Below are 13079 nucleotides of genomic sequence, written 5' to 3'. Positions count from 1 at the left end.
CCCGCAGGCGTTACCTAAGGTGTTTCGCATAGCTATGGCCACGACGACCTCAGACTCGGGACTTCTCATGCAGCACTGCCACACGCTCCTCCACGCCGGAATCATCGTCACCCAGGATCCGCAACGCCGCATCCTTGAAAACGCTTCCCTGGCCATCACCGACGGGCTGGTGGCCGCCGTGGGGCCGCGTGACGCGCTGAGCGCCGCCTGGCAGGCCGAGCGCGAGCTTGATCTGGGCAGGATGCTCGTTCTGCCCGGCCTCGTCAATGCCCACACCCACGCGGCCATGACCTTTCTGCGCGGCCTGGCCGACGACATGCCGCTCATGAGCTGGCTGCAACAGCGCGTCTTTCCGGTGGAGGCCAAGCTCACCCCGGAAATCGTGCGCCTGGGCAGCCTGCTGGGCTATGCGGAAATGCTGCGCACCGGCACCACGGCCTGCATGGACATGTACCTTTTTGAGGAGGCCGTGTTCGAGGCAGCGCGCACGGCCGGTCTGCGCTGCGTGGGCGGCGAGGCGGTTTTCGCCTTTCCCTCGGCGGCCTGCCCCGGCCCGGAAGCCGCCCTGGAGGCCACCCGCGCCCTGGCCCGACACTGCGCGGACGACGCGCGGCTGAACGTGGCCGTCAATCCGCACAGCGTCTATACGACCACGCCCGGCATCCTTACGGCCTGCCGCGATCTGGCCGCCGAACTGGGCCTGCCCCTGCACATCCATCTCTCCGAAACCCGCGAGGAAACGAAACTCTGCCTCAAGAATCACGGCAAACGGCCCGTGGCCCTCTGCCGCGATCTGGGCCTGCTGCATCTGCCCTGTACCCTGGCCCACGTGGTGGACGCCACAGAAGAAGAACTGGACGTCCTGGCCGAATACAAGGCCGTGGTGGCGCACAATCCCTCCTCCAACATGAAGCTGGCCTCGGGCGCGGCCCCGGTACCGGCCATGCTCGAGCGGGGCCTGGCCGTGGGCCTGGGCACCGACGGCCCGGCCAGCAACAATCAGCTGAACATGTTTACGGAAATGGGACGAGCCGCCCTGCTTCACAAGCTGGCCGGGCATGATCCCACTCTGCTGCCCGCGACGCGGGTGCTGGACATGGCCACTCTGGGCGGGGCAGCGGCCCTGCACGACGCCCGCCTGGGATCGCTCGCGCCGGGCAAGGCCGCGGACTGCGTGGCCCTGGATATGTCCTCGCCCAATCTCCAGCCCCTGTACAACGTGGTCTCGCAGACAGTTTACGCGGCCACGGGTCTGGAAACCCGCCTGACCATGGTGGGAGGCGAGATTCTTTATCAGGACGGGCGCTTCAGCCGTTTCGACTATGACGCCCTTTGCCGGGAAATGCGCGGCCTGCGCGCCTTTGTGCTGCGCGCCGCCGGGCTTGCATGACATTAGGATATAAAGGATAGAAATTCACCGGCACCGCTGTTGCCGCCAACGACACCCGCATAAAAGCCCCGGCCTCCCCTCTTGACAGCGGCCCGCTTTAGCCTATACTTCTCTATCCCGGACGGCAGCCCTCTGCATGCTGCCGGTGGGACATTACGAAATTGGGGCGCTCCGGCGCATGGAGGTTTTGCTATGAGTCCTCTGGAAAATGCCACCAAGACCGCTGAAGGCGTGGTGGTCAAGGGTTTTGTCCTTTCCCCCGTGGTGGAGCAGTGCTCCGGCTGTGATCGCGTGCGCGAATTCGACGGCGAGCAGTTCTGCTCCAGCTATCCCAACCCGGCCAGCAAATGGGCCGGCGGCCGCTGTAATTTCGCCACCCACGTCAAGGCCCAGACGGCCGCTGCGGCGAAGGTGAACCCGTTGAAGGCGTCGAAGCGCGCCGCCAAGGGCCGCTAGGCGATATTTGGCTTTTTTTGCCGCTGGCGGCGTCAACCTTCGCTTTGTTCTCCAGTCATGTACCGAAAGGGTACACTCCTGTCGAACAAAGTTCGGTTTCCTTGCCAGCGACAAAAAAATCTCAAATATCGCCCTGTCGGGCTGAAATTTTTTGAAGAGGCCGCACAAGCGGCCTCTTTTCTGGTTTTCAAGATAGGGCGGAAACCGAGATGCATCAGGATCTGGACAAACTGCTGGCCGGTCTGGCGGAACGGGGCGAGCGCGTTGTGGAGCTGCAGAGCGCGCTCACGGCCTGCAAGGCTCTGGGGCCGGACAACGGCGGCCGGGGCGAACTGGACAAGGTGCGCCGGATCACGGACTGGCTCACGGCCTGCGGCGTGCGCGATCTGCGCCGGGTGGACGCGCCGGACAGCCGCGTGCCGGACGGCCTGCGTCCCAATCTGATAGCCCGCCTGCCCGGCGCGGCAAACCGCACGCTCTGGCTCTTCGGCCATACCGACGTGGTGCCGCCGGGCGATCCCGCCGCCTGGAGTTCCGATCCCTGGCAGGTCCGGCGCGAGGGCAACTGGCTCTACGGGCGCGGCGTGGAGGACAACCAGCAGGCCATTGTCAGCATGCTGCTGCTGGCCGAAGAACTGCGGCGACAGAATGTGACGCCCGCCCTGGGTCTGGGCCTGGTCTTCATGGCCGACGAGGAGTCCGGCAGCGATTACGGCCTAGCCCACGTCCTGGAGCAGGCCCCGGAACTGTTCCGGCCCGACGATCTTTACATCGTGCCCGACGCGGGCTCACCGCGCGGCGACCTCATTGAAGTGGCGGAAAAAGGCCAGCTCTGGCTCAAGGTGCGGACCACCGGCGCGCAGTGCCACGCCTCCACCCCGCACAAAGGCCGCAACGCCTTTCTGGCCGGAGCGGACATGGTCCTGGCCTGTCATCAGGGCCTGTACCAGGCATTCCCCCAGGAAAATCCGCTGTTCAAGCCGCCCTGTTCCACCTTTGTGCCCAGCAAGCATGACGCCAACGTGCCCAGCGTGAACATCCTGCCCGGCAGCGACGTCTTTTACGTGGATTGCCGCCTTTTGCCGGAGGTTTCCCAGGAGGCCGTGCTGGCCAAGGCGCGCGAAATCGCGGCCCGGGGGGCCGAAAGACACGAGGTGGAGATCAGCGTGGATGTGGAGCACGCCCAGCCGGCCTCGGCCGCCCCGGCGGACAGTCCGGTGGTCCTGGCCCTGGAACAGGCCGTGGAGCGGATTTACGGCGTGCATCCCCGGCCCGTGGGCATCGGCGGGGCCACGGTGGCCGCGCTGCTGCGCCGCAAAGGCCTGCCCGCCGCCGTCTGGGCCTGCATCCAGAATACCTGCCACCAGCCGGATGAGCGCGCCTCCATCGGCGCGGCCTGCAAGGACGCCCAGGTATTCGCCCATATTCTCATGCGGCGGGATGCCCATGCCTGACGCCGGTTTTGACTGCATCATCGCAGGCGGCGGCCACGCAGGCTCCGAAGCCGCCGTGGCTCTGGCCCGGCTGGGTTTCAACGTGTTGCTGATCAGCGGCAACCTGGACCGCCTGGGCTATCTTTCCTGCAATCCGGCCATCGGCGGCCTGGCCAAGGGCCACATGGTGCGCGAGATCGACGCCTTGGGCGGCATGATGGGGCTCTGGGCCGACGCGGCGGGCATCCAGTTCCGCACCCTGAACATGAGCAAGGGCCCGGCCGTGCGCGCCACGCGCGCCCAGATGGACCGCGACGCCTATCAGCGCGTTCTGAAGAAGACGCTCTACGCCACGCCCGGCCTGCGCCTCTGGCAGGACACAGTCACAGACATCGTCACGGACGCGGGCCGCGTCACGGGCGTGCGCACGGCTCAGGGCCTGGAATTCACGGCCCGGCACGTGCTGCTGACCACCGGCACCTTTCTGGACGGGCGCATCCACATCGGCCTGACCAACCTGCCGGGCGGCCGCCTGGGCGACGCCCCGGCCCTGGGCCTTTCCGAAAGCCTGCGCGCCCTGGGTCTGGAGCTGGGCCGCCTGAAAACCGGCACCACCCCGCGTCTGTTGCGCTCTTCCATCGACTTTTCCCGCCTGGAGGAACAGCGCGGCGACACGCCGCCTCCGGCATTCAGCTTTCACGGTCCCGGCCCGGTCCTGCCCCAGGTTTCCTGCCATATCACCTGGACCAACGGCCGGACCCACGAGATCATCCGCGGCGGCTTCGACCGCTCGCCCCTGTTCACCGGCGTGATCCAGGGCGTGGGCGCGCGTTACTGCCCGTCCATCGAGGACAAGGTGGCCCGTTTTCCCCAGCGGGAACGGCATCAGATTTTTCTGGAGCCCGAAGGCCTGGACAGCGCGGAGGTCTATGCCAACGGCATTTCCACCAGCCTGCCCCTGGACGTGCAGATGGCCATGCTGCGCAGCATCCCCGGCCTGGAGGGCGCGGTCATGGCCCGGCCGGGCTACGCCATCGAATACGATTACGTGAACCCCGTGCAACTGCGCCCCACGCTGGAAAGCAAGAGCGTGCCGGGGCTCTGGCTGGCCGGGCAGATCAACGGCACCTCCGGCTATGAAGAAGCCGCGGCCCAGGGCCTCTGGGCCGCCCTGAACATCGCCTGCGCCGAAAAGGAACTGCCGCCCTTCGCGCCGGGCCGGGACGCGGCCTACATGGCCGTGCTGGTGGACGATCTGGTGACTCTGGGCACCCAGGAACCCTACCGCATGTTCACTTCCCGTGCCGAGCACCGCCTGCTGCTGCGCGAGGACAATGCCGACGCCCGTTTGACTCCGCTGGGACGCGGCCTGGGCCTGGTGGACGACGCCCACTGGCGCGCCTTCTGTAAAAAACGGGAAAATGCGGAACGACTCAAAAAACACCTTGAGAATGTGCGCATTCCCGCCGATAAGCAGGATGAGAGCAGCGACGCCGCCCTGCCGTCGGGCCGCAGCCTGGAAGACGTGCTGCGCCGCCCGGACATGGACCTGGAGCGGCTGGCAACCGTGCTTGCGGCCTCGCCGGGCCCGCTGGCCGGGCTGGGCGCGGAGCTGGCCGCCGAGTTGGAGCGCTGCGGGCGGGCCGTGTACGGCGGCGTGCAGACGGACATCAAATACGCCGGCTACCTGGAACGCCAGCGCGCGCTGATCGCGCGTGCAGCCCGATTGGAGACCACGGCCTTGCCCTCGGATTTGGATTATGCCAGAGTGGCCGGACTGTCCCGTGAAGTGGAAGAAAAACTCAGCCGCGTGCGCCCCCTGAACCTGGGGCAGGCGGGCCGTATTTCCGGGGTGACCCCGGCGGCCGTGGCCTGCCTGGAAATACATCTGCACAAACTGGGTCTCTTGCGTCCTGTCCGGCGTCAAGAGCGCAGTGGCGACGTTTTTTCGTAATTCCGACCGCGAGCCGAGCGCAGGGCTCACGCGCAACGTGTTCCTGGATTCTACTCCGGTGGCCCCCTCATGAGCACAGAAGAATACATCCTGATTTTCGGCGCCCTCTTTGTGGCGCTCTGCATCCTTCTTGTCTGCCTGCGCACCAGATTGCAAAAGATCAGGCAGGAGGAGCGCCGCAGAAACGTGGTTCGCCGGATGCTTGAAACCGCTCAGGAACAGAACGAAATTTTCGATCTGAAAATGCTGGACAGCGAAGCCGGAAAAAACGGCCTGTCCGCCACCCTGGTCAAGCTGACCCCCGAAACCCTGGACGTGGAAGTGCTGGCTTACGTCTCCAAGGAATGGACGGACAGCCAGGTGGACGTCTATTTTCGCGTCAGCCTGCCGGAAGGCCCTGTTTTCTATAAATTCCGGGCCGCCATCCAAAGGGTGGAAGCCTCGCGTGAAAAATCCCGTGTTTTTCTCACCGCGCCCCGGGATCTGGAAGTGGGGCAAAAACGCAATTTCATCCGCATCAAACCGCAGAAGGACGCGGTGCGGGTCATCGGCGTCTGGGCCATTGATCCGGGCAAGCCCATTCCCCGCACCACGGCGGAAATCGGCCGTCCGGTCATCCACTACAAGCTGGGCATGAACAAAGAGCCCGTGCAGGTGGAAAACATCTCCGCCACGGGCATGGCCCTGCGTTTTCAGATGGAAGACTCGGAAACCCGGCCTGTTGACCTGGACAAAGGTTCACAGCTACTCTGTCTCGTCATTTATGCCATGGACAAAAAGGGCGAGAAGCTTATTACTTTCTGGTGCACTTGCGAAGTGATCAACACCCGCACGACCGAAGCCCCCTCGCCCGCCCTGATCCTGGGGGTGGAGTTCACCAACTGGGCCGTGCTGGAACAGGGCAAGTCCGAGATCCACTGGTTTCACAGCTCCACATCCCGGGGCGTGGGGCCGATCACCCAGTGGGTCATGCGCATGGACATGGAACAGCGTAAACTGCTCTAGGGTCTGTTTTCCAGTACCATGTAGCAGTTAGAGCATGTTGCGCCTGAAAGTATCGCTTAACGGCGAAGTAAATTCGCCTTGCGATAATTTCGCGGTGCGGATTTTCACGGAAAATCCGCACAGAGCGTTGAGGTATTTTCAATATCAACACGCTCTAAAACTTCGTTTTAGCAGCTTTCAGCTTGTTCACGATGTCACGCCTCACCTGTAGGTTCGGCGTGAAGCTCGCATAGCAAAAAGCGCGGTTTTTGCTGTGGTTACGCCGCTTCGCGGCAGGAGGCGCGGCCCCGGAACCGAACTCCGCAGATCCGCGCCCAAACAAGGAGGTTATTTTGGACGGAGGCTCCGACGGTCATAGTACCATCTGGTCGCGCCTGAGCAGATTTTTCGGGCACGACGACGAAGAATCCCTGGAAAAAGCCATTCTTGAAGCCAGAGCCGACGGCGAGGTCGAACCGGACGAGGAGTCCATGCTGCTCGGCATCCTGCGCTTCAACGATCTTCAGGTGCAGGACACCATGATCCCCCGCACCGATATCGACTGCGTGCCCGACGACATGCCCCTGCCCGAGGTGGCCCGCGTCATCGTGGATTCCGGGCACTCCCGCATCCCCGTGTACAAAGACACCCGCGACAATATGGTGGGCATTTTGCATGCCAAGGATTTGCTGCGCTGCCTCATTGAACCGGCCGGAAAGCATCCCCCGGTGGCCCAGGTCATGCGCGAGCCCTTTTTCGTGCCGGAAACCAAGCCCATCCGCGCGCTTCTGCAGGAATTCCGCGCCCGCAAGCAGCATATCGCCATCGCCCTGGACGAATACGGGGGCACCTCCGGCCTGATCACCATTGAGGACGTGTTGGAAGAAATCGTGGGCGACATCGAGGACGAGCACGACACCCCCCGCCAGGAGGACATCCGTCCCCTGGGCGACAATGTCTATGAGCTCACGGGCCGCGCCCTGCTGGAGGATCTGGAGGAACTGGGCGTTGACCTGGTTTCCGAAGAGGTGGACACCATCGGCGGCTATCTAAGCATGGAGGCCGGTCATGTGCCCGGCCCCGGCGAGGTCTTCACCCTGCACGGCTGGACTTTTACAGTGCTGGACGCCGACAAAAAGCTGATCCGCCGCCTGCGCATGGAACCCGCCGACAGAGCGGCGCAGGCTTTGGACGAAGCCGGGGACAGTGCCGGAGCATGAACACGGCGCGCGCGGGCGGACTGCCGCCGTTCCGAAGACCGCATCCGGACCTGCTCCTGGGCCTGACGGGCGCTCTGGCGCTCTGGCTGGGTTTTCCCAATGATTTCTTGAACCTGCCGCCCCTGGTTCTGCTCTGGCCCGTGGCCCTGGCCCTGCTGGGCCTGCGCGCGCCCGGCCGTATGGCCGCGCTGCGCCGGGGCTGGCTGGTCAGCCTGGCGGGCGGCACGGCGGCCCTTTACTGGCTGGCCCTGCCCGTGCACAATGTGGGCGGCCTGCCCTGGCCTTTGGCCGTGCCTTGCGCCCTGTTCATCGCGGCCTGCCTTGCCAGCGCGGGCGGCCTGTTCACGCTGGCCGCGCAGGCTCTGCGCGCCCGGCCGCCGGTGCTGCTGGCCCTGCTGCTGGCCCTGCTCTGGTATCTGCTGGAAGCCGTCTACGCTCTGGCGCTGGGCTTTCCCTGGCTGCCCCTGGCCGGGGCCCTGGCCGTCTGGCCCGTGCTGGTCCAGGCCGCGGATCTCGTGGGCGCGTATGGCCTGGGCGGGCTCTGGCTGCTGACAGCCCTTTTCTGCCTGTTCAGCCTGCCCCTGGTCCCGCAAGCAGCCGCTCGGCGCGCCTTTCGCCCGCGCCTCCTGGCGACGGGTCTGGCTCTGGCCGCGGTGCTGCTCGCTTACGGGGCCTGGCGGCTGGACGCTCATCCGTTCCGGGCCGAACCCTCCGGGCCGGAAAGCATGGCCGTGCTTTTTGTGGAAGGCAATGTGGACCAGAACCGGAAATGGCTGCCCGCCTTTCAGAGGCAGACCGTGGACCTTTATCTGGCACTGACCCGCGCGGGCCTGGCCGCGCGGCCCGCCGCGGACCGGGATGCAAAGCCGCTCATCATCTGGCCGGAAACCGCTTTGCCCTTCTTTTTCGAAACCAAACCCGCCCTGGCCGCCCTGGTACGCGACATGGCCCTGGAGGCCCACAGCCCTCTGCTCTTCGGCGCGCCCGGCGTGGAGCGACGGCCGGGCCAAACGGAACCCGCCATTTTTAACCGGGCTTTCCTGCTGGGCCCGGACGGCGCAACCATCGGGCATTATGACAAGGAACATCTGGTGCCCTTCGGCGAGTATCTGCCGAAGTGGCTGAACTGGGGCTTTCTCGAAGCCCTGCTCCAGGGGGTGGGCATCTATGAGACAGGCACGGCCGTAGCGCCCCTGCGCTACGAAAATCTTGCTCTGGGCATGCTCATCTGCTATGAAGGCATATTCCCTTGGCTTGCCCAGGCCCGTGTGGCGGACGGGGCCAATATCCTGGTGGACATCAGCAACGACGGCTGGTTCGAGAACACCCCGGCAGCCCGGCAGCACCTCTATCTGACCGTGCTGCGTGCTCTGGAACAGAACCGTTGGATTCTGCGCGGCACCAATACCGGCATTTCCGTGGTGGTGGACCCGCGCGGACGTCTGACCGCGCGCGGCGGCCAGTTCCGGGCCGAAAGCCTTTGGGCCCGGGCCGGGCTGAGCACAACGCCCAGCCTCTACCACCGTCTCGCGCCCTGGCTGCTTCCCACAGCGGCCCTGTTCTGTCTGGCCCTGCTGGTCCGCAGGCCACGCGGTGCCGGAGCTTCAGACTGATGCCCCCGCTTCGCGGGGTTCATGCCGTCCCCACGGCCGTTCCTCAGCCCGCTCCCGCTGTCCGGAGCCGCTGACAACGCCGATAATCCCGGTGCCGTGAACGCGTAAGCGTCACACGACACCGGATAAAACGGAATCTTCACCCTCAACCCCACAGAATCGACCATGCTGCATCTCAGTGATTTGCGCGCCGCCTGTCAGCCCCTGTCCCAGCGTTTTGACAACCTTTGGGGGCGTCTTTGACGTCGCGTCCAGCGAACAACGCCTGCGCGACATCGAAACGGAACTCTCCCGTCCCGGCGCCTGGGACAAACCCGAGGCTCTTACCCCTATTTTACAGGAAAAAAGCCGTCTGGAAGACGAGGTGGGCCGCCTGAACCGCCTTAAAACCTGCCGGGACGACATGGAAGAATGGCTGGTTCTGGCCTCGGAAAGCGAGGATCAGGAAGCCCTGGAATCCCTGGAGCAGCAACAGAAGGAACTGGCCGCGCTGCTGGACGAGACCGAACTGGTCATGCTGCTCTCGGCGGAGGAAGACAGCCAGGACGCCATTCTGGAAATCCACCCCGGCGCGGGCGGCACGGAATCCCAGGACTGGGCCGAAATGCTGCTGCGCCTGTACACCCGCTGGGCCGCGCGCCGCAAATACGCGGTGGAGGAAATGGACTTTCTGCCCGGCGACGAGGCGGGCATCAAAAGCGTGACCCTGCGCATCTCCGGGCCGCACGCCTTCGGCTTTCTCAAGAGTGAACGCGGCATCCACCGTCTGATCCGCATCTCGCCCTTTGACGCCTCGGGCCGCCGCCACACCTCCTTCGCCTCGGTGGACGTGATCCCGGACGCGGGCAACGACATTCAACTGGATATCAGGGAATCGGACCTGCGTTTCGACATCTTCCGTTCCAGCGGGCCGGGCGGCCAGAGCGTGAACACGACCAGTTCCGCCGTGCGCGTCACCCATCTGCCCACGGGCATTTCCGCCCAGTGCCAGAACGAAAAATCGCAGCACCACAACAAGGAGACAGCCCTGCGCGTCCTGCGGGCCCGCCTCTACAACCTGGAATTGCAGAAACGCGAGGCCGAGCGCCAGGCGGAATACGCGGGCAAGGACGCCATTGCTTTCGGCAGCCAGATCCGCACCTACACTCTCCAGCCCTACCGCCTGGTCAAAGACCACCGCACGGGCTCGGAATCCGGCGACGTGGACGCGGTTCTGGACGGTCAGATCGACCAGTTCCAACACGATTACCTTTTGTATCGCCATGAGCAACAACGCTGAATTTGACGCCCTGGCCCGCGAGCTGCGCGCCCTGCGGGAAGAAGGCTGCGGCGACGCCGTGGCCCGGACCCGCGAGGCAATGCTGGTGGTCCGGCTGGTGCGCGGCCTTTCCCGACAGCGCTGGCAGGAATTCTGCCGCGCCTTTCCTTTGAGCCAGTGGTGCGCCCTGCCCGTGCCCGGCGCGGCCCCGGAGGGGCGGGTCGCGGATCTGCGCTCCGACGTCCAGCCGCCGCTGCCGCCGGACATGCCGCCGGATGCCCTGATCGGCGCGCTGAGCGCCGAACTGTTCGCGGCCCAGCTGAGCCGCGAACTGCTGCGCCTGGCGCGCAACGGCGGCGGTCTGAGCCTGATCTGCACGACCCTGTCCGAACGGCGGAGGTTGTGCGTGGCCTTGGGCGACGGCACGGTGAAACGCCTGGAGCGGCTGCTGGCCGAAATCCTGCGCGACAATCTGGACGCCTGCGACAGCCTGGGCGACATGGCCTCCGGGCGCTATGCCCTCCTTTTGCCGGGCATGGGTCAGCTCAAGGCCCGGCGGCTGGCCGAACGCCTGCAACATGCCTTTGAGGAGCAGGCCAGGCCGCTCTTCCCCACGGGCGGCATCTCGGCCGGAACCGGGGCCAGTTGCGCCCTGGGCATCGTCTGCGTCAGCCAGGGCGCGGAATGCCGCGCCCCCGACCTGCTCGGCAAGGCCGAGGCGGCCCTGAACGCGGCCCTGGAGCAGGAACACGGCCATATCCACCAGGAGACGCCCACTCCTCTGGGCGAACGGACCACCCTGGTCCATTCCAGTGAAAAACGCTTTCTCTTTTTCGGCGGAGAATAAGTATGAACAGCACCTTGAGCGTTGCCGTGCTCAGCGGCAAAGGCGGGGTCGGCAAAACCAACCTGTCCCTTAATCTGGCCTGCGCGCTCTACCAGGCGGGTTTCAAGAACCTGCTCATGGACTGCGACATGGGCCTTGCCAATCTGGACGTGCTGCTGGGCATCACCCCGGAAGGCAATCTCCAGGACGCGCTGCTGGGCGACGCGCGGTTGAGCGACGTGCTCTATCCCCTGGAACCCAAGGGCTTCGACGTGCTGCCCGCTGCCTCCGGCGTGCCCGAGCTCAACGACATGCGCCCGGATCTGCGCGACATGTTGCTGGAGCGCCTGGAGCCGGTGCTCGGCAAATACGATTACATCTTCATGGATCTGGGCGCGGGCATTTCCGAAACGGTGCAGACCTTCGCGGCCATGGCCGCCGTGCGCATCGTCATCATCACGCCCGAGCCCACCTCTCTTACGGACAGCTACGCTCTGATCAAGGTGCTCAACAACCGCTTCGGCATGCGCGACTTCATGGTGCTGGTCAATCAGGCCGAATCGGCCAAGGAAGCCCAGGCCGCCTTTGAAAAGCTGAACGGGGCCTGCCGCCATTTCCTGCATCTGGAACCCGTGCTGCTGGGGCACGTGCGTATGGACAAAAAGCTGCCTGAGGCCGTCTGCCGTCAACAGGCCCTGCTGCGCTACGCGCCCGGCAGCCCGGCGGCCCAGGATATCCAGGCTCTGGCGGGCCGCCTGCAACGCGTGCGCCTGAGCATGGCCGACTGGCTGGCCCCGCGCGGCGTCCTGCAGGCGCCGCCCGCAGTATTTTGAATTTGAAAGATACACATTTCAAACTCCCCGCCGCCCGCGCGCTGCGGGGAACATACTGTTTTTCCTCATAGTTGGGCTCTGGCGTCCGCTCACGCGGCCACCAGGGCAATTCACCCGCTCGAGACGTGAATTGCTCTAAGTAAGCGGTTTACCTTACTGCATAAAAGGTATAGGTATAATGAAGCTGGCTGAGTTCCCGCGTTGTCGCCCTTCCCCCACGGGATAATAGTATAACGTGTCAACGGAGGCGTGATGAATAAAAGCGAACTGATCAAGGCTTTGGCCGAAGAGACCAATATCCCCTTTGATGATGCGTCACTGGTTGTGAACACATTCATCGACGCCATGAAAAAATCGCTGATCGCCGGGGAACGAATAGAAATCCGCGGGTTCGGCAGCTTCAAAATCAAGGAATACGGTGGCTACGCCGGGCGCAACCCCAAAACCGGGGAAAGCGTCTCGGTGATTCCTAAACGACTGCCTTTCTTCCGCGCCGGCAAGGAACTCAAGGAATTCATCAATCAGTAGCAGCCACGCCCGAGGCTGTGCCGGACAGGGCAGTTCCGCGGTTGTCAGCCGTAAGCGGAACGGTACGCGTTTTCAACGCCGCGTAACGCCGGTATGATCCGGATCACGCCTTCCGCCGCCCGTATGCACAGTTCCGGAGTATTTCCCCACGACGCCGCGGGCGCAGACATAAGGAGTCGGACATGCTTTTTTCCGGTGCGATGACAGCGCTTGTCACCCCGTTCAAGAATAATGCCGTGGATGAAGAGGCTTACCGGGCCTTTATCGAACGCCAGATCACCGAAGGCATCCACGGCCTGGTGCCCTGCGGCACCACCGGCGAATCCGCCACGCTGTCCCACGAGGAGCACGAGCGGGTCATTGAAATCTGCATCGATCAGGCCAAAGGACGGGTGCCGGTGCTGGCCGGGGCCGGTTCCAACAATACCAGCGAAGCCGTCCGCCTGGCCCGCTTTGCCAAAAAGGCCGGGGCCGACGGCGCCTTGCTGATCACCCCCTATTACAACAAGCCCACCCAGGAAGGCCTGTACCTGCACTTCAAGGCCATTGCCGAGACCGTGGACCTGCCCCTGGTGCTCTACAAC

12 protein-coding genes are annotated in these 13079 nt (G+C 64.6%); all 12 read left to right on the top strand.

The features are described from left to right. The first annotated feature begins 34 nt into the window (after positions 1-34). A complete protein-coding gene (locus tag KH208_RS11650; protein WP_291436463.1) occupies positions 35-1390 on the top strand; it encodes an amidohydrolase in 1356 nt (451 codons plus the stop codon). 192 nt (positions 1391-1582) lie between these two features. Next, positions 1583-1846, top strand: a complete 264-nt coding sequence (locus KH208_RS11645) for a PxxKW family cysteine-rich protein (protein WP_291436461.1) — start codon at positions 1583-1585, stop codon at positions 1844-1846. A gap of 209 nt (positions 1847-2055) precedes the next feature. Continuing rightward, complete coding sequence (locus KH208_RS11640; RefSeq protein ID WP_291436460.1) at positions 2056-3300, top strand: M20 family metallo-hydrolase; 1245 nt, start codon at positions 2056-2058, stop codon at positions 3298-3300. Beyond that, positions 3293-5233, top strand: coding sequence for a tRNA uridine-5-carboxymethylaminomethyl(34) synthesis enzyme MnmG (gene mnmG, locus KH208_RS11635; RefSeq protein WP_291436459.1), 1941 nt, complete (start codon positions 3293-3295; stop codon positions 5231-5233). Before KH208_RS11640 ends, mnmG begins: the two co-directional genes overlap by 8 nt. A gap of 69 nt (positions 5234-5302) precedes the next feature. Continuing rightward, positions 5303-6238 carry a hypothetical protein gene (locus KH208_RS11630; protein WP_291436458.1) on the top strand — a complete coding sequence of 312 codons (936 nt, stop codon included), beginning with the start codon at positions 5303-5305 and terminating at the stop codon, positions 6236-6238. A gap of 332 nt (positions 6239-6570) precedes the next feature. Continuing rightward, complete coding sequence (locus tag KH208_RS11625) at positions 6571-7437, top strand: hemolysin family protein (protein WP_291436456.1); 867 nt, start codon at positions 6571-6573, stop codon at positions 7435-7437. Beyond that, a complete protein-coding gene (gene lnt, locus KH208_RS11620; RefSeq protein ID WP_291436454.1) occupies positions 7434-9050 on the top strand; it encodes an apolipoprotein N-acyltransferase in 1617 nt (538 codons plus the stop codon). The genes KH208_RS11625 and lnt overlap by 4 nt, the downstream gene beginning before the upstream one ends. 165 nt (positions 9051-9215) lie before the next feature. Continuing rightward, positions 9216-10329, top strand: a protein-coding gene (gene prfB, locus KH208_RS11615) for a peptide chain release factor 2 (protein WP_291436452.1) whose coding sequence is annotated in 2 segments (ribosomal slippage) — positions 9216-9290 and positions 9292-10329 — 1113 coding nt in all. Because the reading frame shifts where the segments join, the coding sequence is not laid out codon by codon here. Continuing rightward, positions 10313-11155, top strand: coding sequence for a GGDEF domain-containing protein (locus KH208_RS11610; RefSeq protein ID WP_291436450.1), 843 nt, complete (start codon positions 10313-10315; stop codon positions 11153-11155). Before prfB ends, KH208_RS11610 begins: the two co-directional genes overlap by 17 nt. 2 nt (positions 11156-11157) lie before the next feature. After that, complete coding sequence (locus tag KH208_RS11605; protein ID WP_291436448.1) at positions 11158-11967, top strand: MinD/ParA family protein; 810 nt, start codon at positions 11158-11160, stop codon at positions 11965-11967. A 252-nt stretch (positions 11968-12219) separates the two neighbouring features. After that, entirely contained in the window at positions 12220-12495 is a 276-nt protein-coding gene (locus KH208_RS11600) for an HU family DNA-binding protein (RefSeq protein WP_008685493.1), read from the top strand. A 182-nt stretch (positions 12496-12677) separates the two neighbouring features. After that, on the top strand, positions 12678-13079 hold a 402-nt coding region (locus KH208_RS11595; protein WP_291436446.1), incomplete at its 3' end, for a dihydrodipicolinate synthase family protein.

This window comes from Desulfovibrio sp. (genome assembly GCF_018379785.1).
Classification (GTDB): Bacteria; Desulfobacterota; Desulfovibrionia; order Desulfovibrionales; family Desulfovibrionaceae; genus Desulfovibrio.
This window is presented reverse-complemented; position numbering and strand designations above follow the sequence as displayed.